We start from the raw sequence: 23,826 nt of genomic DNA on the forward strand, positions 1-23,826 counted from the left end.
CTCTTTTCACTTTACTATTACATCTGCTCCGGAGCTGAAACTCCAATTAACGTAAGTGCATTACGCAACGTTTGCGCAACTGCTTGAATTAACGCTAAGCGTGCTTTCGTACGTTCTGGCGCCTCTGCATCCAATACTTTTTCCGCATTGTAAAAACTATGGAATGCAGATGCAAGATCATTGATGTAGTTAGAAATACGGTGAGGAATACGCTTTTCTGCCGCTTCCGCTACTACCGCAGGGAAGTCACCGATTTGTTTTAACACATCATACTCTTTCTCGGAAGCTACTTGTGTCAAATCAAGATCACCATCTAATGCGAAGCCTTGCTCAGAAGCCGTACGTAAAATACTGTGGATACGAGCATGTGCATATTGTGCATAATACACTGGGTTTTCATTAGACTGAGATACAGCTAAATCTAAATCAAAGTCCATATGAGTATCTGCGCTACGCATTGCAAAGAAGTAACGAGTTGCATCTAATCCAACTTCTTCTACTAGGTCACGCATGGTTACTGCTTTACCCGTACGCTTACTCATCTTCATTTTCTCGCCGTCTTTATACAGATGTACTAATTGAATAACTTCTACTTCTAACTTCTCACGATTAAATCCAAGTGCTTCTACAGCCGCTTTCATACGAGGGATGTATCCGTGGTGATCAGCACCCCAAATATTAATAAGTGTTTCGTGTCCACGATTAAATTTGTCCTTATGGTAAGCGATATCTGGAGTTAAATACGTGTAAGTACCATCATTCTTTATCAATACTCGGTCTTTGTCATCACCAAGCTCAGTAGAACGGAACCAAGTTGCTCCATCTTCTTCATAAATATGTCCGTTTTCACGAAGAGCAGCTAACCCTTCATCAATTTTACCGTTTTGGTATAAAGAAGTCTCAGAGTACCACACGTCGAAGTTCACACGGAAATCACTTAAATCTTGCTGTAATTTCTTCATTTCATATTTCAAACCGTAACTACGGAAGAACTCGTAACGCTCTTCTTCTGTTGTTTGCTTATACTTCTCGCTGAACTCTTCTGCTAGATCCTTACCAATGTTAATGATATCTTGTCCATGGTATCCATCTTCCGGCATCGGAAAGTCTTCTCCAAGCGCTTGGAAATAACGAGCTTCTACCGACTTCGCAAGGTTATGAATTTGATTACCAGCATCATTAATGTAATACTCACGAGTTACATCGTAGCCAGCCATATCTAGAATATTACATAGAGAATCCCCAACAGCTGCGCCACGAGCATGACCTAAGTGAAGATCTCCAGTTGGATTGGCAGAAACAAACTCCACATTAACTGTTTCTTTCTTTCCATAATTAGAAGAACCGTATCCTTGACCTTGTTCTAGTACTAAAGGAATTAGTTTTGTTAAATAACTATTGTTCATGTGAAAGTTGATGAAGCCTGGTCCAGCAATCTCCACTTTTTCCACAGAAGCTTTTTCCAGGTCTAAATTAGCTTTGATTTCTTCCGCAATTTGGCGTGGTGCCTTACGAGCAACACGCGCAAGCTGCATCGCTGTGTTCGTCGCAAAATCCCCATGCGTTTTATCTTTCGGCGTTTCTAACATAATAGAAGGAATTTGCTCTTCTGTCGCTAATCCTGCTTTTATTACCGCTTCACGAATCGATAACTTTAACTGTTCTTGCACTTGTTCTACTGCATTCATGCCGTTTCGTCCTCCTTATAGGTAATGTCCATTTTATATGATCCAACATGTTGTTCATTCATAAATAACTCATAATCTACAGAAATAGAGCCTTCTTCTTCTCCAAATACCGTTTTCAGCTCATTTGTTTCAGTTGTAAATAACAGTGTACCCTGCGGCGTGTCGTAAGATCCATTTAAAGGAATTTCTTTATTGAAAGAAAGGCGCATATTTACCGCACCTCTTCGTTGTATCAATGTCTTTTCTGGTGCAACTTTCACTAATGTATTAACCGTTCCATTTTCCTGCACCTCATCATAATGCAAGTAAGCAGAACCATTTTTGAACTGGATTGTCCCAGTAGTCTGCAATTCATAACTTTCCGTTTCTTGCTCAATGGTTATGGACGTGAGAAGTTTCACACGAACAGCCGTTTGAAGCTTGTTAGTCGCCACATTGTCCACTTCCTTTTCTACATATTTTTCGCTCTCTATAACTAAATCATTATAGAAATAATTGAGCAAAATTGCAATGGTGGAAGGAAGGAAATGAAGAACAGGAGATAAAGTTCAGACAAAAATATTTAATTATAAAATATTTTTATGTATTTGTACACCTCTTATAGGCGGTATTTTGGCTATTTTTAGGTAATTTTAGCGATATTCTTTCTTTTTTTGGTCGCAAGAATCGATCCCCCGGGTAGTGTCACATTATTACTTTTGTTAATTAAAAAATTTATAATTATATCAATAAAAATACTATCTATCCACCTCCTATAAGCGGTATTTTGGTAATTTTAGGTGATTTTAACTGTTTTTTTTCGCTGGTTTAAACTTAGAATCGCAACAGGAGTTCTACTCACTCTCATCTCCATCGTGATCACGCGTTATTTTATTAACGGGTGCTCTACCTCTCTTTTACAACTTCTTGACCGCACGTTATCTCCTTAACGGGTGCTCTACTCTCCCTCTCCGCCTTCTTGAACGCACGTTGTCTCCTTAACGGGTGCTCTACTCTCCTTCTGCCCCTTCTTGAACGCACGTTACATCCTTAACGTGTGCTCTGCTACTACTTCTCACCTTTTTGAGAACTCATTACATTGTAACTGTGTACTCCACTCCTCCTCTTCACACACTTCTTGCCACAAGTTATTAGGAGACTCATCTAAGAACAGGCCACATCACGTGGCCAACGATGAGTTGTTGCTGTTCACGCAACAAAAAAAGCCCAGAAAGTAGTCAATCTTCTTTCTGGGCTTTGCTCTATTATTTCTTTGTTGTCATTGTATACCCTAAAATCATCTCACGAATAAGCTTAGAAGCTGTATTCGCTGTTTGCTCAGATGCATCATAGATTGGCGCTACTTCTACTAAGTCTGCTCCAACTACTTGTACATCAGAACGAGAGATAGCATGAATTGATGCTAGTAATTCACGAGATGTAATACCGCCGCAATCCACTGTTCCAGTTCCTGGTGCATGTGCCGGGTCTAACACGTCTATGTCGATTGTTACGTATACAGGACGACCAGCTAATGTAGGTAAAATCTCTTTCAACGGCTCTAGCACTTCAAATTTAGAGATGTGCATACCGTTCTCTTTTGCCCATTTGAACTCTTCTTTCATTCCAGAACGAATTCCGAAAGAGTAGACATTTTTAGGACCAATGTGTTCTGCAATTTTACGAATTGGAGTGGAGTGAGAAAGAGGTTCTCCTTCATAATCCACTCGAAGATCCGTATGTGCATCCATATGGATGATTGCTAGATCAGGATATTTTTTTGCTACGGCTTTCATAACTGGCCAAGAAACTAAGTGTTCCCCACCGATTCCAAGTGGCATTTTCCCATGACCTAGGATTTCATCTACGTATGCTTCAATAACATCTAAGCTCTTTGGCGCGTTACCGAATGGTAGAGGAATATCACCAGCGTCGTAAACAGAAACTTCGTGTAACTCACGGTCTAAATACGCACTGTATTCTTCTAAGCCAATAGAAACTTCGCGGATACGAGTGGGACCAAAACGAGAGCCTGGACGGTAGCTTACTGTCCAGTCCATTGGCATGCCGTAAAGTACGACTTCCGCTTCCTCAAAGTTTTGTTGACTTCCAATAAAGATATTACCCGAGTATGCTTCATCAAAACGCATCTATTCGTCCTCCTTATTTCGTTAAATCTTTAACAAATTTAGGTAGTGCAAATGCTGCTTTGTGTAGCTCTTTCGTGTAGTACTTCGTCTCCATTTCATGGAAACGCTCATCTGCTACTTCAAGAGGATCATGTTTCTTAGATCCAATTGTGAACGACCACATTCCACTTGGATACGTAGGGATGTTCGCAATGTATAGACGAGTGATTGGGAATATCTCACTTACGTCGCGTTGTACGTTACGGATTAGGTCAGGCGTAAACCACGGATTGTCCGATTGCGCTACGAATAAACCATCTTCTTTTAGCGCTTTAGAGATACCTGCGTAGAATCCTTTTGTAAATAGGTTAACAGCTGGTCCAACTGGTTCAGTAGAATCCACCATGATTACATCATACTCGTTCTCAGATTCTGCAATGTGAAGGAATCCGTCGCCAACTTTAACTTCTACTCGAGCATCCTCAAGATCTCCAGCGATTTCTGGTAGATATTTTTTAGAGTACTCGATTACTTTCCCGTCGATTTCTACTAGAGTAGCTTTTTTCACGCTTGGATGTTTCAGAACTTCACGGATTACTCCACCGTCTCCACCACCAACAACTAGTACGTTTTCAGGGTTAGGGTGAGTGAATAGAGGGACGTGTGCAACCATTTCGTGATAAACGAACTCATCAACTTGAGAAGTCATTACCATACCGTCTAATAAAAGCATGTTGCCCCACTCTTCTGTTTCTACCATATCAAGCTTCTGGAATTCCGTCTGCTCTGTATGTAAAGTCTTATTTACCTTAATCGTAATACCAAAGTTTTCTGTCTGCTTTTCTGTGAACCAAAATCCGCTCATTTTTCGCTTCCTCTCTTTGTTTAAAAGTTTTTATTAGAACTGTGCTCTACTGCACTAGCTTTTCGCTAAATCGCTAAAGACATTCATCGTTAGTATAATGAAAAACATGAGCAAAAGTATAGTGTTTTTGTCGAAAAAAGTAAAGAAATGCTTTGAAGACAATTTTTTGTCATATACCGTTTAATCTCTTATCCTTCAGACCATACTAATTGTAAGAATACTAGATTTGGTGGTGATGAAGATGGAGATGTTTCCTCCCGTTGGTCGCGAACGGTCAAAGAAGTGGTTTCGCGCAGGACTTATACTTGGTGGCTTTGTAGCAGCTGCAATTGTGACGGTTTGTATCGCTTTACTTATTTACGCACGTATTTTAGGGGCACCCCCTTTAGCTGTTCCTCAGTCAAGTCTTTACTTTTCCTCTACTGGAGAAAAAATTGGGGAGAGTCATTCTGGTGAAATAAGATATTGGATACCTATTGAAGATATGTCAGAAGATTTAGTTCACGCTACAATTGCTGTTGAGGATCGTAATTTTTATTCACATCCGGGATTTGATGTAAAGAGGATTGGTGGAGCTGTTTTAGCCGACTTACGATCTATGTCCATGGCACAAGGAGCAAGCACTATCACCCAACAATACGCTAGGAACCTTTTTCTATCACACGAAAAATCATGGAAAAGGAAAATCTCTGAAGCTTTTTATACACTAAGACTAGAAATGAACTATACAAAAGATGACATTCTATCTGGCTATTTAAATACAATTTATTATGGACATGGAGCATATGGAATCGAAGCAGCTAGTATCTATTACTTTGGAAAAAGTGCTAAAGAGCTGACCCTTGCAGAAAGCGCAATGATTGCAGGCGTTCCAAAGGGCCCTACCTACTTTTCTCCATTTGTTAATAAAGATAAAGCTTTTGACCGTATGAATATCGTTCTATCCTCCATGGTGACGAACGGATATATTACAGAAGAAGAAAAAGCAGCTGCGTTAAAAGAGCGTTTGACGTTTATCGGACAACATATTGGTAACCAACAAGAAATGGCTCCTTACTTCCAAGACGCTGTTCGTGCTCAACTTCAAGATAAGATTGGATTAGATGCTAAAGCAATTGCGCTTGGAGGACTGCGAATTTACACGACTTTGAATTCGAAACATCAAGAGATTGCAGAACAAGTCGTAGCCGAGACGATTTCAGAGGAAAGTGAGATTCAACTAGGATTCACTTCTCTTGATCCGAAAACAGGTTACGTGACAGCACTTGTCGGCGGAAGGAACTATAAAGAAAGCCCATATAATCGCGCGACTCAAGCTATTCGTCAACCTGGTTCAACGATGAAACCTTTATTATATTACGCTGCATTAGAACGTGGGTTTACACCAGTTACCATGCTGCGCAGTGAACCAACATCATTCCGATATGACGATGATCGCGAAGTGTATGAACCACAAAACTTTAATCACTATTATGCAAACGGTGAAATTACGATGGCCCAAGCGGTTGCCGTATCAGATAACATCTACGCTGTAAAGACTCATCTCTTCTTAGGAGATAACATACTTGCTTCCACAGCAAAGCGCTTTGGATTAACGACGAAGATGAAAGATGTACCTTCTCTCGCTTTAGGTACTTCTGGCGTGCGGGTCATCGATATGGCGAACGCGTATGGAATGTTAGCAAACGGCGGAGTGGAAATTGAACCTGTGTTAGTTACGAAGGTGGAGACTTATAACGGGGAGGTTCTCTATGAACACAAACCTAGTGAGAAGCAACAACTGAACCCTGACGTAGCTTATGTGACAACGAATATGCTAACTGGAATGTTCGATACAAAATTAAATGGGTACGCGAGTGTTACGGGTAGTTCCCTTATCCCTCAGATGACAAGACCTTACGCTGGTAAAACAGGATCTACTTCGTCTGATAACTGGATGGTAGGGTATTCCCCTAGTTTATCAACCGCTATTTGGACGGGGTATGATGAAGGAAGAGAGATTACTTTACTTTCAGACAAGTTATACGCAAAAAACATCTGGATTCGCTTTATGGAACGCGTGGCATCCGGAACTCAATCTGAGAACTTCACACCTACTGGTAATGTGGTTTCTTTACCAATTGATCCGAAGAGCGGCAAAATTGCAACGAATCACTGCTCGGAAAATGTACGCTCTATGTACTTTATAAAAGGATCAGAACCCACAGAATTTTGTGATGTAGTTTCAGAGGAGCAGTTTGACACAGAAGAAGAAACACCGAAATTATCCGAGCCGCTTCCGGTTGAAGAAAAGAAAGATAAACCTTGGTGGAAGTTTTGGTAAATGGTTTTAGGAGGGGCACCAGTAGAATAGGTGCTTCTTTTTTTTAGCCGATGGCAAGGGATTGGTGGTTCTCAGATTGGGGACTTCTGAATTTTGACAACCATCCTAGCATTCAGGTGGTGTTCAAATAGCTCATTTTTCAGTTTTGACGCCCTTCTCACTGTCGAGACGGTTCTCAAATTCCCTACTCTTTACTTTTGACGTCCTTCGCAAGTTCGAGATGGTTCTCAAATTCCCTACTCTTTACTTTTGACGTCCTTCGCAAGTTCGAGACAGCTCTCAAGTCCCCTACTCTTTACTTTTGACGTCCTTCTCACTGTCGAGATGGTTCTTAAATTCCCTATTCCCCAATTTTGACGTCCTTCTCGAGGTCGAGACGGTTCTCAAATTACCCGCTCTCTCATTTTGACGTCCTTATTATCAACGTCTGGCGCAACCGCAGACCTTTAAAAGAAGACTCAGTTAAAAGCAGGCCACATCACGTGGCCAACACTGAGTTGTTACCAGTCACGTAACAAAAACGAGCCCCTCTCCAGATGTCCGGTCTGGAAAGGGGCTCTTGTCCTAGTTATGCATATGCTAACTGTACTGTAAGTGTAAGGGTTTTCGAGGCGTTAGACAATGAGTAGTTGCGAATGTCACATTTTTGTCACAATTACTTATCACAGTTACAATTTACACACACGAAATCCTCTACACACTTAATCCATTCTTTAGCTCATCAGAAGAAAGTTCCCACATTTGCTCGTTATGAGAACGTAAGAATTCTGTTAGTAAACCCTTCGACACATCATCCATGTGATCGACCATAATATGACCTTTCATGGACTTATCCATTTTGTTTACATGCTCAGGTAGAGATTTGTAGCCTCTTCGGATTTCTCTATTCACACTCATTTCACAAGCCGTTACGCCTCTGTAAAAAGGTCCTTCCATTTTACGATCAACCGTTACCCATACTAACCAGAACGGCTTCGCTCCAGGAGAATCTTCACGATTCGGTGTAAATTTAATCCCTCTTTCGACTTGACTTCGGGCATGCATAGCACCGATATCAATGAACACACTCTTTTCTTTAATATCGATAAATACTGGTGAGACATTGTCTAAACTTAACGCACCTACACCAAAGCCACCATGGCCATCTGTTGGATCATTTTTAATAATATTAAAACCTAGTTTTTGCTTTTTAGAATCTGACATATTAATAACCTCCTATTACACAAATACGGAAAGTAACATAGTGAAAAACTGTTGGAATAACGGAATAAACGTAAAAAAGATTGGTTCAATAATATATCCACTTAAAGGAGTTAGTACTACAAATAAAAAGAACAATGCTCCGAAAGGCTCTAATTTTGTTAGCTTAGGGCGCACGGAAGAAGGTACCAAATCTTGTATAATTCTGAATCCATCTAATGGAGGAAACGGTAGTAAGTTAAATACAAATAACAATAAATTTATAAATACAAACCTATCTAAAAAGTCTATTAAGAATTGCATACTCCCACTAGTATTCACTTGAAACATCAAGAATAATAACACGAAACCTATAAACGCTAATAAAAAGTTACTAAGTGGTCCTGCAACCGAAACCATTACTCCAGCTAACCGCGGTTTAGAGAACTTAAAACGGTTCACCGGAACAGGTCTTGCCCAACCAAAGCCAAAAAGTAAAATTAATAATGTTCCCAATGGATCTAAATGCTGAACAGGATTCAATGTTAGTCTGCCCTGTTTGGCAGCTGTATCATCCCCAAATTTATATGCAACATAAGCATGTGCAAATTCATGGACCGTGAATGCTATTACTAAGCTTACGACAATGAATGGTAAATCCTCTACTTGAAAAGCCAGAAATCTATCTAGAAACTCAATTAACCAATCCAACTATACTCGCTCCTTTATAAAAACAAACCTACTACTAGTATAGCGTATCATCTCCGCGATTTCATGGAAAAGAAAGTGACTTGCTTGTCTTCTTCTATGTTTAGGATTACAATTTTATCAAATGAATCTTGGAGGTTTTGTCATGCCATACGTTACGGTAAAAATGTTAGAAGGTCGTACTGACGAGCAAAAACGTGCATTAGTAGAAAAAGTAACTGCAGCCGTTGCAGAAACAACAGGTGCTTCTCCAGACAAGGTGGTTGTTTTTATTGAAGACATGCAAAAAAGCCACTATGCTGTTGGTGGAAAACGTCTAAGTGACGCAGAATAACCCCAACCCTCCTCTCGTGAAAACGAGGGGATTTTTCTACAAAAGAAAAACCACCAAGCGCATAGCTTAGTAGTTTCAATGTTTTACCTCATCTCTCAACTGCTCAATATAGGAATATGCTTCGTCAATTTCTTCTTCTGAATAATTCTGCTTACTCTTCACTTTCGCAATCTTCGCAGAAACGTCTTCTCTCGTCAACGTATCAAAATAAAGTACGGTGGATACCAACTCCAAGAAACGAGAGCTCTTTTCGTTCATATTTTGAAAGCAGCCTTCCATATTAAGCACAGGCTCTTCATATAGAGATAAAAACTCTTGGCCATTTTCTGTAATCGTATATCGATATTGAAAATAACCACCTTTTTTTTCTCGCACTTCATCGATAAAACCCATATTACAAAGTTCTTCAACTTTTAGCGTCAACTCTTCTGAATAAGGTCCGTAAAAATGGAATTGATATTTTTCTTGAAATGGAAAAGATAATTTCTTCGCAATATATATCATTTTTTGTAGCTTTTTTCGTCCAATTATTTCACCTGATGCTGCAAATGCCTTCATCAGTTTCGCATGTTCTTTCAACAATGGTCGTTCACTCCTACTAAAACGAATTAACGGTCACGGTCATCACTTAACTCTAAAATAGCTCGGATTTGGCGTTTCGTATTTTTACGCGTACGTTCATCTCGCAACAAATCAGCTGGGAAATACAACTTATGATCTGTACGACGTTTACCCGAGATGGCATCTACGATAGATGACTGTCTTGATAGCTCACGCAGCTCTCCGCTCGGCATGAGTAAGTGGATAGGAAGTCTTTCTTCCTCTTCACCTGGGCGATAAAAATCGTATGGTAAGTCACTAGAAGAATCTAGCACTAAATAATAATTAGGATCTAAATCTGCTTTTTTAAATAACTGTTCTAACTCAGCTAGTTTTTTATATTCTTTTGCAGGATCAATCTCAACATATTTAAATAATTGACGGTTCATAAAACGGCGACTTAAGTCTCGTAAAATAGGATCCTCTTCTTCTTGCCACATTTGGAAGTAAAACATGACAACAGACTCGTCCAATTTAATGTAATCTTCTAAAGTGGTTTCTCCTTCAAAAATGGAGTAAAAATGTATAGGATGGTGCTTAAATTCGTAGTATTGATGATGAAGTTCTTTCGCTCGGTGTAGAATTTTGGTTAAAATTACTTCTGCACTTCGCGAAACTGGATGGAAGTATACTTGCCAATACATTTGATAACGGCTCATGATGTAATCTTCTACTGCGTGCATACCGCTGTGTTTAATAACCACTTGGTCTTCGCGTGGTCTCATGACACGTAAAATACGTTCCATATCAAAATGACCATAACTCACACCTGTGAAATACGCATCGCGTTGTAAATAATCCATACGGTCTGCATCAATTTGAGATGAAATCATGCTGACAACTTGTTTGTTTTCATAAGTTTTGTTAATGACATCTGCCACATGTTGAGGAAATTGATTATGCACTCGTTTTAAAACAGCATGGACCTCTGTATCACCTAATACAATCGCTTGTGTAAATTCTTCGTGATCTAGATCAAATACTTTTTCAAACGCATGAGAAAAGGGACCATGTCCAAGATCGTGTAGTAAAGCAGAACAAAGACAAAGAAGGCGTTCTTCTTCTTTCCACTCTGGACGCCCAGTAAACACATCGTCAATCATACGTCGGACTATTTCATAAACACCCAAAGAATGATTGAAACGGCTATGCTCTGCCCCGTGGAATGTTAAATAAGTCGTTCCTAACTGTCGAATACGACGTAATCGTTGAAATTCTTTTGTTCCGATTAAATCCCAAATCACTCGATCTCTTACGTGTATATAACGGTGTACAGGGTCTTTAAATACCTTTTCTTCACTTAGCTTCTGCTTTGCATAATCCATCTTGTTAGTCACTTCCTCTAAATGGTCTTTCTATCATAGCCAACATGAAAGTAGTCGTCTACCACGAATCGTGTCGAAAATTTTCCTAATTAGCCGCAATGATAGATTTTATGAGACTTTATATTCCTATAAAAAATTTACGACAAATAGAGAGTCTTGACAACCGCTGAAGACAAAGAAATAGAAAGAGATTCCTCTAAGTGCAGACCACAACACGTGGCTATAGAGGCATTGTTTCTATTAACGTAACAATAAAAAAATCACCTTATCCAACACGGAAGAGGCGATTCCTTCTTATTTTTTCAGCTTCTGCTTAACTTTTTCCATTAATTCTTCTTCTGTCAACGCTGCACATGGACGATTATTGACAAATGCAAATGTCTTCTTTCGTCCTGGTCCACAATAGGACTGACACCCAACATCGATCGGTGCATCCGGATCAATTTCTTTTAATTTTGGGATGAGTGTCTTTATATTAACAGCTTGGCAATCGTCACAAATACGAAACTCGTTTGCCACGCATCGTCACCCTTTCTAATTATACCTAGTCGTTCTTATTCACTATTCGGTATTTTACATGGTCATTTCACCTTTTGCAAGGTCTATAGCCCTGTCAAACATGACCAACCGCTAAACTAGCATACTGCAAACTAGTAAATTTTTTAGCATTTTGGTATAAACAGATGTTTTCTTGTCCATGATAGTACCATGAAATGGATAAGAAAAGGGGTAAGCAATGATGACGAAAACGAGACAAGACGCTTGGACGGAAGAAAACGATCTTTTACTAGCAGAAACGGTACTAAGACACGTTCGCGAAGGTAGTACCCAATTAAACGCATTCGAGGAAGTCGGCGATGCACTTAACAGAACTTCTGCAGCATGTGGATTTCGCTGGAATGCCGTCGTAAGACATGAATACGAAAAAGCCTTGGAACTGGCAAAAAAACAGCGAAAACAACGAAATCGTTTGTTAGGAAAAGAACAGAGCGGCAAGAAGAAATTGCTTTATCAACCACCTACAGTAGACCCTAGTCTATTAGATATGAATCAAGCACCTGCATGGGCATCAATATTAACAGACGAGCAAGAAGAAGAAATGGTTCGTAATGCAGCGTCTAGTTATCAATCAGAAGAAGTTGTGGAAGAAGAAACACCTGAAGTTACTACATCTACAATACCTTCTTATGAAAAAGAAGAACTAGCAGAAGAAGTTACCCCTGTAGCAAGTTCGTTTACACAACGATTAGCAGGTACTTCATCACAAGACCAAGTGTCCCTATCTAGCGTTATCTCTTATTTAAGCAAGTTAGACCGCTCAAGCGATCAATCTTCTGTGCTAAAATCGGAGAATGAGAGATTGAACCAGCAGTTACATCTAGTACTTCAAGAAAATGAGCAATTGAAGAAACATGTAGCTAAACTAGAACGTACTACTGTTACCATGCAAGAAGACTATGAAACATTAATGAAAATCATGAATCGTGCAAGAAAGCTAGTATTGTTTGAAGAAGAGGAAGAAACAAATCACTCTAAATTCAAAATGGATCGCAATGGTAACTTAGAAAAAGTTGCAGAAGGTTGATGGAACAGCAGGCACATTCCAATTGGGAGTGTGTCTGCTTTTTCTACTTATAGTATAGAACGTATGTTCGTTATTTACAACAAAAAAAAGAAAGGTTTTCCTCTCTTTTTTTGTAAGAGTAATATGTTTTTCAATGGCTTCAACCTAATATCTTTTCATTCCTTGCTACTACTCTTTGATAATATTCTTGGTATAAATGAGATTCGTTAGGTGTTAACTCTTTTGCATATAAGCCTTCCTGCGTATAGACTTTCATTTGATTTAACAGTTTAAACATTACATCCGTTACTGTTAGCTCCACTCCGAATAACTCTTGCAGCGACGCCATCACAGCTGGCTTAATTTCTGGATATGTGAACTTTGTTTCTTCTTCGTTTTTCCCTATTTCATAGAAACGTTGAATGACCTTCGCTCTATCAGCTCCGCTTCCCGTCACACATAGATAAATTTGAACGGCTACTCCATTTCTAATTCTACGTTGGGAGATACCAGCGAATTTTTTTCCATCAATACTTAAATCAAATGAACCCGGACAATAGGAACCTACTATTTCATACGCTTTAATTTCTTTACCATACTCTGCAAACATCTGTTGGATAAGTGTCAACATTGCTTCATATCCACGATCAATGTCTATTCCTTTTTCTTGATCCGGAAATACAAGAGAAATGTTAAGCACTCCTTCATCTAAGACGACGGCTAATCCACCTGAGTTGCGAACGATGACATCGTAGCCTTCTGATTTTAAGTAATTAATTGCCTCTTGTATTTTGGGCAACCTGGAGTCTTGAACTCCCAATACAATAGTATCGTGATGAACCCATGTCCTAACGACACTGTCTGATTCCTTTAAACCAACAGAAGTACAAAGAGTGTCATCCATTGCAAAGGATTGCAGTGCATGAAAATAAGGACCAAGACTAGACTGATCTAACACACGCCATTTTGGTTGAACTAATAATTGTACCATTTAGTTCCCTACTTTCTTGTAAGCTCTTTACAAAGAGTAAGCGCTGAAATGTTTATCATTACAGCGCTCCTCTCATGTAAAATTATAAACTTTGTGCTGCCGTAATCAACGCAAGTTTATACACATCTTCTTCGTTACATCCACGAGATAGATCGTTAACTGGCGCGTTTAACCCTTGTAAAATAGGTCCTACTGCTTCGAATTTACCTAAACGTTGTGCAATTTTGTATCCGATGTTTCCTGCTTCTAATGATGGGAATACGAATACGTTTGCATCTCCTTTAATTGGAGAGTCTGGAGCTTTTTTCGCCGCAACAGATGGGACGAATGCAGCATCAAATTGGAATTCTCCATCTAACAGTAGATGCGGAGCTTTATCTGTAGCAATTTGAACAGCTTCTACTACTTTATCTGTTTCAGGAGATTTAGCTGATCCCTTTGTCGAGAAGCTTAACATTGCAACGCGTGGCTCAATGTCAAACATTTCAGCAGTTTTAGCACTTTCAATGGCGATTTCTGCTAGGTCATTGCTGTCTGGGGAAATATTGATTGCACAGTCTGCAAACACATATTTCTCCTCATCACGAACCATAATGAATACACCAGATGTCTTTTTCACGCCTTCTTTTGTTTTAATGATTTGAAGTGCTGGACGAACTGTATCTGCTGTTGAATGAGCAGCACCACTTACTAGCCCATGTGCACGATTCGTGTACACTAGCATTGTTCCGAAGTAGTTCTCATCTAAAAGAATTTTGCGAGCATCTTCTTCTGATGCTTTTCCTTTACGACGCTCAACGAATGCTGCTACTAGCTCGTCCATTTCACTATAAGAAGAAGGGTCTAAGATCGTTAGACCTTCTGTTGTTTTTCCTAACTTTTCTGCCACTGCATTAATTTCTGCAGGGTTTCCTACTACAATAGAAGATAAAATACCATCGTTTTGCAGACGAATTGCAGCGCCTAATACACGCTCATCTGTACCTTCTGGGAATACGATTTTTCGATCTTGACCTGTTACTTTTGAAACCAATCCTGTAAATAAGTCACTCATGGATGTGCCTCCTCATTATCTATATCTTTTTTAGCATACCCCACTGTAAGAAAAATTCAAGAAATGGTACAAATGAAATCGTTTACACTTAAAAAGTGTTGAAATTCTGACAATTGATCCCCTCTTGTTCTCCTAAAAGATTGTTCGTCCTATTTTATGGTATAGTGGGAATTATGAAGGATTTTGTTTAAATAAAAGGAGTGTTAGTAATGGCAGAAGCAGCACAAACGTTAGATGGTTGGTATTCCTTACATGATTTCCGTACAATGGATTGGGTTTCATGGAAAGCTCTAACTGCAGATGAGCGCGGCAACGCTATCGCAGAATATCAAGCATTTTTAGAAAAATTAGATGAAACGCAAACAGAAGGAAAAGGATCTCACGCGTTCTACTCTATTGTTGGTCAAAAAGCAGACATCATGCTGATGATTTTACGTCCTACGATGAAAGAGTTAAATGTGTTAGAAAATGAATTTAACAAGCTGACAATTGCAGAGTATTTACTTCCATCTGGTTCCTACGTTTCCGTTGTAGAGTTAGGAAACTATATGCCAAGTGAGGGAGATCCTTACGAAAATCCATACGTTCGTGAGCGTCTATATCCAGAATTACCAAAAGCAGAGCACGTTTGTTTCTATCCAATGGACAAAAAACGTGAAGGCAATGACAATTGGTACATGCTTGATATGGAAGACCGTAAATCTATGATGAGAAGCCATGGAATGATTGGTCGTCAATATGCAGGTAAAGTAAAGCAAATCATTACTGGCTCTGTAGGATTCGATGATTACGAATGGGGTGTTACGTTATTTGCAGATGACGTGCTTCAGTTTAAAAAGCTAGTGTATGAAATGCGTTTTGATGAAGTAAGTGCACGTTATGGACTATTCGGTTCTTTCTTTGTGGGTACATTGCTTACTCCACAAGAGCTACCAACTTTCCTAAATATTTAATGAAGAAGCTGTTCGGGCTACATGTTCCGAACAGCTTTTTTTGTATTTGTGTCCAACAAGAAAGTATCCGTTCTATTTACTTCCTCTTCCACATAACTATGGAATAGTGAGGATTGCACTAGCGCTTTGATGAGTAGGAGAAAGAGGTGGCTCAGATGGCGGTAATCGCCTACAACGAAGAAGAAGTAAAGCTACTCGCCCGTCTTCTCCGCGCAGAAGCGGAAGGAGAAGGACAGTTAGGTATGCTCCTAGTTGGAAATGTTGGAGTAAATCGCGTTCGCGCAAACTGTTTAGACTTTAAAAACATCACCTCCATTCAAAAAATGGTGTTTCAAAGTCCTGGGGGCTTTGAGGCGACACAAAAAGGGTACTTTTATCAACGTGCTAGAGAAAAAGAAATAGCTTTAGCCAGAAAAGTAATAAAAGGGCTTCGCTATAACCCTGCGGAGTACTCTCTCTGGTTCTTCAGACCAGAAGGAGCTTGTCCTTCCCAATGGTATAACCAGTACAATACTGGCCGTTACAAAGCTCACTGTTTCTTTCAGCCAACTCGTGCCAATTGCCCAAGTGTTTATTAGTCATTTTGCTATGTAGATAAAGGAGGCGGTCAACTCATGAATCAGTTTTATCCACAAGGTTCACAAGCATTTTACCCACAACAAGGGTACGGTCAAGGTTATGGCCAACAACAAAATTATAATCCGCAACAAGTAGCAGGTGCTCAACAAGGCTCTGTGCCAGTCCCACAAAATCCTACAAAGCCACAAAACGTCCCAGGTATGCTTCCGATTGAAGAATCGTATATCGAGAACATTTTACGATTAAACAAAGGAAAGATTGCTACGGTTTATATGACGTTTGAAAACAATAAAGAGTGGAACAGCAAGATTTTCAAGGGGGTTATTGAAGCAGCTGGCCGTGACCACTTGATTTTATCTGATCCACAAACAGGAACTCGTTATTTGTTACCGATGATTTACTTAGACTATATTACGTTTGATGAAGAAATCGAATACCAATATCCGTTTAATGGATTTGGTGGCGGAATGGCTGGTTATCCGCAACGATAAACGGATATAGTAAGGATAATCACTACTTAACAGAAAAGGATGCCAGGGCATATCCCGGCATCCTTTCTTATTTCATCACAGCAATCGCTAACAACAACCAACCTACTAAAAATGCAACGCCACCAATTGGTGCCACCGCACCTAGAATACTAATTTGCGTTAAGGTTAAGACGTATAAAGTGAAAGAAAAGAAAACAATCCCTACTTGCATCGCCCAGCCTGCATAAGTAAACAACATGCTTCCGTTCCCCATAATCATCGCTAAGCCACCTACCGTAAGCATCCCTAACGCGTGGTACATGTGGTATTGCACACCGGTATTCCAAGTGGCTAAGTACTTCTCTGGTACTCGACCTTCTAGTCCGTGAGCACCAAAAGCCCCAAGCGCTACAGCTAGAAATCCATTAATTGCACCGAATAATAAAAGCAACTTCATGATTTGTTCCCCCTTTTAAAAATTAAAAATCAAAAATCGAATCTCCGTTACTTCCGTCATCTGATGGAAGAGGTTGAGATGATAGACTCATTGGTTGAGATGGTTGAGGACTTTGTGTAACGACTTGTGGTTGTTGCATTGCAGTATAGCTACCTGTATTAGTAGCAACTTGCGGAACTGCGGAAGTGGGTGAACCATTCTTTTCTGTAACCAATTCTGCTAAAGTCTTGATAGCATATAAGTGACCTTGTATGTTAGCTTCAGTCCCTTGCTTTGCTCTCATCACTTCTTGCTCTATTTTTAACAAAATATCTTTGGATGAAATATTCACGGTGCTGCCTCCTAAAACAAATTTCTCTCTTTCATTATAGACATTTGCTAGAAAGAAGTAAAAAGTCTTTGGCTTTGTGCACACATTCCTAGACCACACAAAAAAGACTGTAGAAATTTATCCTAAATCTCCACAGTCTTTTTTACTTTTTCTTCTCTAAAAATTTTAAACACTCCTGGCCCGAGGCTTTTTTCACTGTCATAGATGGCATTTCTTTCGTTTTAAACCCATATGCCTTACATCCCCGTGGATGGTGCTTATCCCAAGTGACATAGAAGTACTGACATTGAAAACAATTTGGCATATAAATCACCAACTTTTTCTTCTAGTGTACCACGATACGCTTTACTTGGTTACCGCAATTGGTATTTCTACCGTTTTTGGTTTAAATTGATCCTTAGACACTTGGATCGTCATAGTATAATCTCCAGCATACTTCGGATGAAAAGGAAAAACTACTACCCCTTGTTTTGTCGTTACTTTTCTCCAGTACTTTGTTACTTTGCCTTGTCGTTCCAAAGTAGATGTTACCGAAGCTTTAGATAGGGGCTCCCCCTCCAACCCGTTTACCCTTACCCTGATCAAATATTTTCTATTCACACTTGCTGTTTTGGGGTGCAGGATAGTTACATCCATCTCCGCAAAAGTAGGAATCTGTAAAAGTCCATATCCTGTTGTGTGATCTACGCCCTTTTCTCCTAAATCAAGTGCTTCTGTATAAAGTAGTTCTCTCATCTCTTTTGCTAGTAAACTAGGATTTTCTTGCAACAGTAATGCTGCAGTACCAGCAACAAACGGTGTAGCCATTGAAGTACCATTCAACGACTTGTACGTATTATCTTTGTAGGTACTTAAAATGTCATTACCAGGCGCAACAATTTTTAATGATGGCCCAACACTAGAAAAGCTCGCTCTCCTATCTAATTCATTTGTCGCACCAACTGCGATTACGCTATCTAATTTTGCAGGATAACCGATGGAATCGGCAACAGAATCTCCTTGATTTCCTGCTGCAGCCATGATCAAAATATTGTTATCTTCTGCACGCTTCACTGCTTCTAATAGCGCAACAGAAGATTCCTTGGCGGATAGACTTAAATTAATGATATCTATTTCATTCTCAATGGACCAGTCTATCCCTCTTATCACATCTGAAAGATATCCTACACCTTGTTTATTTAATACTTTTACAGAATAGATATCCGCATCTGGTGCTACGCCCACTATACCAATAGAGTTATTTCTTGCTCCAATAATTCCCGCAACATGTGTCCCGTGGCCGTGGTCATCTGCATAACTTTCCATAGAAGGAATGAAGGACGTTCCACCTTTCACCACTAAATCTTCATGATTTTCCACTCCTGTATCTAAGACGGCAACCTTAATTCCTTTTCCTGTCACACCTTTTAACCAAAAGGGCTGAGGGTTTAATCGAGTTATTCCCCAATTTTCTCTTTGATCAGTACCCAGACTTGTAGAAACTGTCACGACTTGATCTTTTTCAATAGTAGCCACTAATGGATTATTTGATAGTTCTACCAGTTCCTCGTCTGAGACATACTTCACTTCCAAAGAATTAACCGATGAAGTTGTTGCTTGTCCATCCGTAGATTTATATGTGACGATTACTCTTTCTTTATCTACAGGTGGTGCGGTATCTGATTGGCTACCTACACTTGCTGGGAAAGTGATAGATAAATATAAAACAACTAATATTACAAAGAAACGCTTCACTTACTCTCCCCCTACTCTAACTTGTCCACTGTTCTTGTTAGAGTATGAAGATTGTACTAGATGGTGCGGGCGTGCATTGTAGGTAGATCCATATTCGGTTTATGAACGAAAAAACCTACTAGTGATTAGTAGGTTTGGTGATTATGGAAGCTTCCACTCAATGGGGGTAAGACCTTTCTCTTCTAACCAAGCATTCGCTCTAGAAAATGGGTGGCTACCGAAAAAGCCTCTGTAGGCAGAAAGTGGGCTTGGGTGTGGTGCTTTAATGACCCCATGTCTATCCGTATCTATCATTATCTCTTTTTGTTGTGCCGGTTTGCCCCAGAGGATAAATAATATTGGGTCTTCTCTATTATTAAGATGTTGGATAATGGTGTTGGTGAACTGGTCCCATCCTTTTCCTTTATGGGTAAAAGCTTTCCCTTTACGAACCGTAAGCGTAGTGTTTAAAAGAAGAACACCTTGTTTTGCCCAGTTTGTTAAGTCACCATGCTTTGGGATCGGCACTTGCAGATCGTCTTGTAACTCTTTGAAAATATTTTGGAGTGACTTTGGAATGGGCACTCCTTTTTCTACCGAGAAGCTCAGTCCGTTTGCTTGCCTTTCTCCGTGATACGGGTCTTGTCCTAGAATGACGACCTTTACTTGGTGCAATGGTGTTAGCTCTAAAGCGCGAAAGACTTGAGATTCCGGCGGATAGATCATTTCGTTTTCTCTTTCTATTTCTATAAAGTCTTGTAATCTTTGCATGTATTCTTTCGACCACTCTTCTTCTAGTAGAGGTGTCCAATCGTTAATCCAGTTCGGTTTCACTTTCTCACTTCCTTTGTCATCGTACTTCTCCTTGAATTCCTTTTATTATACAATGGGTTGTATGGACTCGCTAACCATTCCTATTAGCGGAACATGCAACTAAGAGAGGATGATCAAACGTGGCATTACGTAAGACGTTAACATTAGCAGGCTCTGATACAAGTGGAGGCGCAGGCATCCAAGCAGATTTAAAGACGTTTCAAGAGCACGGTACATATGGCATGACAGCTTTAACAACAATTGTAGCAATGGATCCTGAAAACCATTGGCATCATCAAGTATTCCCAATTGACGTAGAAACGGTGAAAATTCAGTTGAAGACAGCTTTATCCGTAGGAATTGATGCGATGAAAACTGGCATGTTGCCAACTGTTGAAATTATTGAAGTGGCTGGACAAGCAATTAAGCAAAGCGGGATTACAAACGTGGTAATCGATCCGGTTATGGTTTGTAAGGGAGAAGATGAAGTATTACTTCCAGAGAATACTGTGGCGATGCGAGAACATTTACTTCCAGTAGCAACGGTGGTTACGCCGAACTTATTTGAAGCTGGACAGTTGGCGGAAATGGGTGCACTTCGTTCTGTAGAAGAGATGAAAGAAGCAGCTAAACGTATTCACGATCTTGGTGCTAAGCATGTTGTTATTAAAGGTGGTAGCGAGCTTAAAACGGAGAAAGCTGTAGATTTATATTTTGATGGTGATACGTTTGAGTTACTAGAAGCTGAGAAAGTAGACTCTACGTATAATCACGGTGCTGGTTGTACATTTGCAGCTGCTATTACAGCAAACCTAGCAAACGGTAAGAGTGTGAAAGAAGCTGTTCATGCTGCGAAAGCGTTTGTGACGGCAGCGATTGAGCACGGTTGGAAGTTAAACGAGTATGTAGGACCAGTTATGCATGGTGCTTATAATAAAAAGTAATTTTCTTGAGGAGAAGCTGGAACAAAACCCGAAAGTGACTGCACTGGGATTTCCGCTGCAGGGGGACGCTTTCCACGGGGCGGTTTGCTGAGCCTCCTCGTCGCTGAAGAACGCTCCTGTGGGGTCTCAGTAACCCACCTATCCCGTAGGAGTCGCCCCCTTCCGCTCCAATCCCTAAGAATTATTCTTTAAATGCACTAATTCTGCAGTATCATGATCTTCAATACAACGCAAAAAAGTACATTCGTTTTCTCGAAATGTACCTTTTTTGTTCTGTACCAGCCTCTCTTTTATGATGGAGCTGGATTTGGACTTTACATGTGTTCTAGAACTCACCAACTCCACCTTGAACACTCGTTATTTCTTTAACATGTGCTCTCCAACTCTCCTACTCCTCCTTGAACACTTGTTATTCCATTAACGTGCGCTCTCCAACTCACCAACTCCACCTTGAACACTCGTTATTTCTTTAACATGTGCTCTCCAACTCTCCCACTCCTCCTTGAACGCACGTTATTCTTTTAACGTGCGCTCTCCAACTCACCAACTCCTCCTTGAACGCACGTTATTCTTTTAACGTGTGCTCTAGTCCCCATCCACTCCATCATGAACACACGTTACCCTCCCTCCCCCCTAATCATCCACAATTAGGCAAGTCCCCTTATTCGCATTTCCTTTCAGCGTTTAGTAATATACAATAAAGAGCTTATATAATTCGTAGGAGGCTTACGATGAAACCGATAGATACTACTACTGTGCAGAGTTGGATTGATTCTTTTGCAAATGAAGAGATCTATTTGCACCTAGAAACAACGAATGGAGCTTACGCTTCTCATTTTAATGAGAACTTTTTTTCAGCAGGAGCTTATATACGAAATGCCCAAGTTCACTATGAACACGGCAAAATTGTTGGCGACGGACCATACCGAGTAGGATTAAAATTAGCCATTGGCTGGGTCTACGCAGAAGGCTTAACACATGCGATGCTAGATGAAGAAGAAAGACTTCTTATGGCTGGGCATGATCAACAAGGGAAGTTGGCTGTTGCACTGCAAATCAGCCGTACACCGTTTGAATAAGGGAGGGAAAAGCGTGAACATACAAGAACAAAAAAGTGTACTAGTGATATTCCCACATCCTGATGATGAAGCATTTGGTGTATCTGGAACAATTGGAACGTTCACTGGAAGAGGAACTCCATTAACCTATGCTTGTTTAACATTAGGTCAGATGGGACGAAATATGGGAAATCCACCATTTACAACGCGCGAAGAACTGCCGAAGATACGGCAAAAAGAGTTACTTGATGCAGCAAAAGTAATGGGTATTCAAGATTTACGCATGATGGGCTTTCGTGACAAAACGTTGGAATTTGAAGATGATCAAAAAATGGCGGACATGGTTACCACTTTAATCAATGATGTGAAGCCAAGCTTAATTATCTCTTTCTATCCTGGCTACGCGGTACACCCTGATCACGAGGCGACTGCAAGAGCAGTAGTTAGAGCCATGCGTGCAATCCCCGCTTCCGAACGTCCAACTCTATACGGAGTGGCATTCGCGAACAATACAAGCCAAAAATTAGGTGCACCTCATGTATTACACGATGTATCTACTATGAGAGAAGTAAAACTCAGCGCTATGCGAGCACACGCATCCCAAACTGTGTGGATGTTAGCAGACTTAGAAAAGCGATTGCAGGCAGGCGATCCAGAAGCAAAAGCGTGGGTGGAAACAGAGCGATTCTACATCTATGATTTTGACAAGGATACCGTTTCTTAATACAGAAGCCAACTAGTATAGGAACTAGTTGGCTTTTCTAATTACCTCTTCAAACTAGAAGGCGCAGAACGAAGAGACTCCTCCCCACTTACATGAATAGCTGTCACAGCATACGTATTCTCTTCTGCATTTGCATCATGAATACTTTTTCGTTCGTGAGCAGATACACTTTCGATATGCTTCCATCCACCATCTTCTTTTCGGTAAATTCGATAGCCAACGATCGCGTCATTCCTCACTGCGTGCCAAGAAACTAATTCTCCGCTCACTTTAACATTAGAAGGGTAACCTACATCGCTACTTTCCCTATCAGCCACTACAGGGTCTTTCAACTCTGTCGTGACAACCAAGCGTTCTTCATGCGTCCTAGCATCTCGATTAAAAGTACCAATACAGGTAATTAGGTTTAATGCACGTTTATCCGTCGCACCAAAGATGTTACCAATAGGCGCATCTTGATAAGGATAACGCTCTTTACCAGTTACGACGAACGTTAAGGTTTGGCCTTCGTTGTCTGTGACTTTCACTTCATCGCCCTTCTCTAATTTTTCCAAGTCAAAAAAGATCGCTGGACCCGATCTACTGTCGACATGCCCGGCAAGTACGGCATTCCCCTTCTCACCTGGCTTCGCACCCGGCTCAAACCAGCCAACTTCGTCCATTGCTTCTGGTACACCCATTTGTCCATTTTCTAGAATTCCCACTTCACTAACCTCTGCTGAAACATTTATTTTTTCTATTTCAATCCTTGTAGGCTCGATCGTTACAGCTTTTTGAGCTTCAGCTTGCTTCACTACCGCTTCACGATGTTTATCTAAAATAACAAACTCATCCGCTAGCGGGATTCCTTTTAAATCCTCTCCTGTTAAAATGGGTGTTCCATTAGCACTCTCTTCTTTTCCTGGTGACGCTGCATTAACTTGGCATGAAGCCAAGATCATTACACTAACTACCCCGTACCAAACCTTACGCTTGTTCATCGTTTTCACCTACTTTTCCTTATAATAAAGAGAAGAGCTCCAGGGGAGGGACTCTTCTCTTTTCA

The 23,826-nt window shown here is 40.3% G+C and carries 25 protein-coding genes; 9 read left to right on the forward strand and 16 right to left on the reverse strand.

The genetic code is table 11. The features are described 5' to 3' along the window. Positions 1 to 17: 17 nt before the first annotated feature. The 4 genes from argS to speE form a co-directional block, all read right to left on the reverse strand. Positions 18 to 1,688, reverse strand: coding sequence for an arginine--tRNA ligase (gene argS / locus G8O30_RS12700; protein ID WP_239672427.1), 1,671 nt, complete (start codon positions 1,686 to 1,688; stop codon positions 18 to 20). Then, positions 1,685 to 2,122: a YwiB family protein gene (locus tag G8O30_RS12705; RefSeq protein ID WP_239672428.1), complete on the reverse strand. Its 438-nt coding sequence runs from the start codon at positions 2,120 to 2,122 to the stop codon at positions 1,685 to 1,687. The genes argS and G8O30_RS12705 overlap by 4 nt, the downstream gene beginning before the upstream one ends. 810 nt (positions 2,123 to 2,932) lie before the next feature. Continuing rightward, positions 2,933 to 3,817, reverse strand: a complete 885-nt coding sequence (speB, locus tag G8O30_RS12710) for an agmatinase (protein ID WP_239672429.1) — start codon at positions 3,815 to 3,817, stop codon at positions 2,933 to 2,935. A 13-nt stretch (positions 3,818 to 3,830) separates the two neighbouring features. Beyond that, positions 3,831 to 4,661, reverse strand: coding sequence for a spermidine synthase (gene speE / locus G8O30_RS12715; RefSeq protein ID WP_239672430.1), 831 nt, complete (start codon positions 4,659 to 4,661; stop codon positions 3,831 to 3,833). Between the two features lie 241 nt (positions 4,662 to 4,902). Between speE and G8O30_RS12720 the strand changes: the two genes are divergently transcribed. Next, a complete protein-coding gene (locus G8O30_RS12720) occupies positions 4,903 to 6,984 on the forward strand; it encodes a transglycosylase domain-containing protein (protein ID WP_239672431.1) in 2,082 nt (693 codons plus the stop codon). Between the two features lie 693 nt (positions 6,985 to 7,677). Here G8O30_RS12720 and G8O30_RS12725 read toward each other — a convergent pair. Both G8O30_RS12725 and G8O30_RS12730 read right to left on the reverse strand, forming a co-directional pair. Then, positions 7,678 to 8,187: a YwhD family protein gene (locus G8O30_RS12725; RefSeq protein WP_239672432.1), complete on the reverse strand. Its 510-nt coding sequence runs from the start codon at positions 8,185 to 8,187 to the stop codon at positions 7,678 to 7,680. Between the two features lie 15 nt (positions 8,188 to 8,202). Beyond that, entirely contained in the window at positions 8,203 to 8,874 is a 672-nt protein-coding gene (locus G8O30_RS12730) for a site-2 protease family protein (RefSeq protein ID WP_239672433.1), read from the reverse strand. 142 nt (positions 8,875 to 9,016) lie between these two features. Here G8O30_RS12730 and G8O30_RS12735 point away from each other — a divergent pair, with 142 nt between their 5' ends. Continuing rightward, complete coding sequence (locus G8O30_RS12735; RefSeq protein ID WP_239672434.1) at positions 9,017 to 9,205, forward strand: 2-hydroxymuconate tautomerase; 189 nt, start codon at positions 9,017 to 9,019, stop codon at positions 9,203 to 9,205. Between the two features lie 75 nt (positions 9,206 to 9,280). Here the strand turns inward: G8O30_RS12735 and G8O30_RS12740 are convergent, their stop codons facing one another. The 3 genes from G8O30_RS12740 to G8O30_RS12750 form a co-directional block, all read right to left on the reverse strand. Continuing rightward, a complete protein-coding gene (locus G8O30_RS12740; protein ID WP_239672435.1) occupies positions 9,281 to 9,787 on the reverse strand; it encodes a YwgA family protein in 507 nt (168 codons plus the stop codon). A 26-nt stretch (positions 9,788 to 9,813) separates the two neighbouring features. Continuing rightward, complete coding sequence (locus G8O30_RS12745) at positions 9,814 to 11,130, reverse strand: HD domain-containing protein (protein ID WP_239672436.1); 1,317 nt, start codon at positions 11,128 to 11,130, stop codon at positions 9,814 to 9,816. A gap of 294 nt (positions 11,131 to 11,424) precedes the next feature. Continuing rightward, the gene (locus G8O30_RS12750) at positions 11,425 to 11,649 is read right to left on the reverse strand and encodes a YuzB family protein (RefSeq protein WP_239672437.1); all 225 of its coding nucleotides are present in this window, start codon (positions 11,647 to 11,649) and stop codon (positions 11,425 to 11,427) included. Between the two features lie 220 nt (positions 11,650 to 11,869). On the opposite strand from G8O30_RS12750, the gene G8O30_RS12755 reads away from it, so the two are divergent. Continuing rightward, the gene (locus tag G8O30_RS12755) at positions 11,870 to 12,715 is read left to right on the forward strand and encodes an RsfA family transcriptional regulator (RefSeq protein WP_239674559.1); all 846 of its coding nucleotides are present in this window, start codon (positions 11,870 to 11,872) and stop codon (positions 12,713 to 12,715) included. Between the two features lie 139 nt (positions 12,716 to 12,854). Here G8O30_RS12755 and lipL read toward each other — a convergent pair whose 3' ends face one another. Then, on the reverse strand, positions 12,855 to 13,685 hold the full coding sequence (lipL, locus tag G8O30_RS12760; protein ID WP_239672438.1) for an octanoyl-[GcvH]:protein N-octanoyltransferase: 831 nt from the start codon (positions 13,683 to 13,685) through the stop codon (positions 12,855 to 12,857). Between the two features lie 82 nt (positions 13,686 to 13,767). Further along, the gene (gene pta / locus G8O30_RS12765; protein ID WP_239672439.1) at positions 13,768 to 14,739 is read right to left on the reverse strand and encodes a phosphate acetyltransferase; all 972 of its coding nucleotides are present in this window, start codon (positions 14,737 to 14,739) and stop codon (positions 13,768 to 13,770) included. Between the two features lie 209 nt (positions 14,740 to 14,948). Between pta and hemQ the strand changes: the two genes are divergently transcribed. From hemQ to gerQ, 3 genes are all read left to right on the forward strand, one after another. Continuing rightward, a complete protein-coding gene (hemQ, locus tag G8O30_RS12770; protein WP_239672440.1) occupies positions 14,949 to 15,692 on the forward strand; it encodes a hydrogen peroxide-dependent heme synthase in 744 nt (247 codons plus the stop codon). A gap of 155 nt (positions 15,693 to 15,847) precedes the next feature. Beyond that, the gene (locus G8O30_RS12775) at positions 15,848 to 16,270 is read left to right on the forward strand and encodes a cell wall hydrolase (RefSeq protein ID WP_239672441.1); all 423 of its coding nucleotides are present in this window, start codon (positions 15,848 to 15,850) and stop codon (positions 16,268 to 16,270) included. Between the two features lie 36 nt (positions 16,271 to 16,306). Continuing rightward, entirely contained in the window at positions 16,307 to 16,762 is a 456-nt protein-coding gene (gene gerQ / locus G8O30_RS12780) for a spore coat protein GerQ (RefSeq protein WP_239672442.1), read from the forward strand. 67 nt (positions 16,763 to 16,829) lie between these two features. Here gerQ and G8O30_RS12785 read toward each other — a convergent pair whose 3' ends face one another. From G8O30_RS12785 to G8O30_RS12805, 4 genes are all read right to left on the reverse strand, one after another. Then, positions 16,830 to 17,198, reverse strand: coding sequence for a DUF423 domain-containing protein (locus G8O30_RS12785; RefSeq protein ID WP_239672443.1), 369 nt, complete (start codon positions 17,196 to 17,198; stop codon positions 16,830 to 16,832). Positions 17,199 to 17,220: 22 nt separating this feature from the next. Next, a complete protein-coding gene (locus tag G8O30_RS12790; protein WP_239672444.1) occupies positions 17,221 to 17,529 on the reverse strand; it encodes a YwdI family protein in 309 nt (102 codons plus the stop codon). 345 nt (positions 17,530 to 17,874) lie between these two features. After that, positions 17,875 to 19,263 carry a S8 family peptidase gene (locus G8O30_RS12800; protein ID WP_239672446.1) on the reverse strand — a complete coding sequence of 463 codons (1,389 nt, stop codon included), beginning with the start codon at positions 19,261 to 19,263 and terminating at the stop codon, positions 17,875 to 17,877. Between the two features lie 141 nt (positions 19,264 to 19,404). Continuing rightward, positions 19,405 to 20,076 carry a uracil-DNA glycosylase gene (locus G8O30_RS12805; RefSeq protein ID WP_275576492.1) on the reverse strand — a complete coding sequence of 224 codons (672 nt, stop codon included), beginning with the start codon at positions 20,074 to 20,076 and terminating at the stop codon, positions 19,405 to 19,407. A 119-nt stretch (positions 20,077 to 20,195) separates the two neighbouring features. On the opposite strand from G8O30_RS12805, the gene pdxK reads away from it, so the two are divergent. The 3 genes from pdxK (at position 20,196) to bshB2 (ending at position 22,781) form a co-directional block, all read left to right on the forward strand. Continuing rightward, the gene (gene pdxK / locus G8O30_RS12810; protein ID WP_239672447.1) at positions 20,196 to 20,999 is read left to right on the forward strand and encodes a pyridoxine/pyridoxal/pyridoxamine kinase; all 804 of its coding nucleotides are present in this window, start codon (positions 20,196 to 20,198) and stop codon (positions 20,997 to 20,999) included. 731 nt (positions 21,000 to 21,730) lie between these two features. Then, on the forward strand, positions 21,731 to 22,078 hold the full coding sequence (locus tag G8O30_RS12815; RefSeq protein ID WP_239672448.1) for a YojF family protein: 348 nt from the start codon (positions 21,731 to 21,733) through the stop codon (positions 22,076 to 22,078). Between the two features lie 13 nt (positions 22,079 to 22,091). Next, positions 22,092 to 22,781 carry a bacillithiol biosynthesis deacetylase BshB2 gene (gene bshB2, locus G8O30_RS12820; RefSeq protein ID WP_239672449.1) on the forward strand — a complete coding sequence of 230 codons (690 nt, stop codon included), beginning with the start codon at positions 22,092 to 22,094 and terminating at the stop codon, positions 22,779 to 22,781. A gap of 41 nt (positions 22,782 to 22,822) precedes the next feature. Here bshB2 and G8O30_RS12825 read toward each other — a convergent pair whose 3' ends face one another. Beyond that, positions 22,823 to 23,761, reverse strand: a complete 939-nt coding sequence (locus tag G8O30_RS12825) for a class F sortase (RefSeq protein WP_239672450.1) — start codon at positions 23,759 to 23,761, stop codon at positions 22,823 to 22,825. Between the last annotated feature and the right edge of the window lie 65 nt (positions 23,762 to 23,826).

The sequence above is a fragment of the Mangrovibacillus cuniculi genome, assembly GCF_015482585.1.
In the GTDB taxonomy this organism is placed as follows: Bacteria; Bacillota; Bacilli; order Bacillales; family R1DC41; genus Mangrovibacillus; species Mangrovibacillus cuniculi.

Excerpts from the sequence above, each read along its gene's own strand:
- argS (WP_239672427.1), bottom strand. The coding sequence starts at position 1,688 with ATGAATGCAGTAGAACAAGTGCAAGAACAGTTAAAGTTATCGATTCGT.
- speB (WP_239672429.1), bottom strand. The coding sequence starts at position 3,817 with ATGCGTTTTGATGAAGCATACTCGGGTAATATCTTTATTGGAAGTCAA.
- speE (WP_239672430.1), bottom strand. The coding sequence starts at position 4,661 with ATGAGCGGATTTTGGTTCACAGAAAAGCAGACAGAAAACTTTGGTATT.
- G8O30_RS12720 (WP_239672431.1), top strand. The coding sequence starts at position 4,903 with ATGGAGATGTTTCCTCCCGTTGGTCGCGAACGGTCAAAGAAGTGGTTT.
- G8O30_RS12725 (WP_239672432.1), bottom strand. The coding sequence starts at position 8,187 with ATGTCAGATTCTAAAAAGCAAAAACTAGGTTTTAATATTATTAAAAAT.
- G8O30_RS12735 (WP_239672434.1), top strand. The coding sequence starts at position 9,017 with ATGCCATACGTTACGGTAAAAATGTTAGAAGGTCGTACTGACGAGCAA.
- G8O30_RS12745 (WP_239672436.1), bottom strand. The coding sequence starts at position 11,130 with ATGGATTATGCAAAGCAGAAGCTAAGTGAAGAAAAGGTATTTAAAGAC.
- G8O30_RS12755 (WP_239674559.1), top strand. The coding sequence starts at position 11,870 with ATGACGAAAACGAGACAAGACGCTTGGACGGAAGAAAACGATCTTTTA.
- lipL (WP_239672438.1), bottom strand. The coding sequence starts at position 13,685 with ATGGTACAATTATTAGTTCAACCAAAATGGCGTGTGTTAGATCAGTCT.
- pta (WP_239672439.1), bottom strand. The coding sequence starts at position 14,739 with ATGAGTGACTTATTTACAGGATTGGTTTCAAAAGTAACAGGTCAAGAT.
- hemQ (WP_239672440.1), top strand. The coding sequence starts at position 14,949 with ATGGCAGAAGCAGCACAAACGTTAGATGGTTGGTATTCCTTACATGAT.
- G8O30_RS12775 (WP_239672441.1), top strand. The coding sequence starts at position 15,848 with ATGGCGGTAATCGCCTACAACGAAGAAGAAGTAAAGCTACTCGCCCGT.
- gerQ (WP_239672442.1), top strand. The coding sequence starts at position 16,307 with ATGAATCAGTTTTATCCACAAGGTTCACAAGCATTTTACCCACAACAA.
- G8O30_RS12785 (WP_239672443.1), bottom strand. The coding sequence starts at position 17,198 with ATGAAGTTGCTTTTATTATTCGGTGCAATTAATGGATTTCTAGCTGTA.
- G8O30_RS12815 (WP_239672448.1), top strand. The coding sequence starts at position 21,731 with ATGAAACCGATAGATACTACTACTGTGCAGAGTTGGATTGATTCTTTT.
- G8O30_RS12825 (WP_239672450.1), bottom strand. The coding sequence starts at position 23,761 with ATGAACAAGCGTAAGGTTTGGTACGGGGTAGTTAGTGTAATGATCTTG.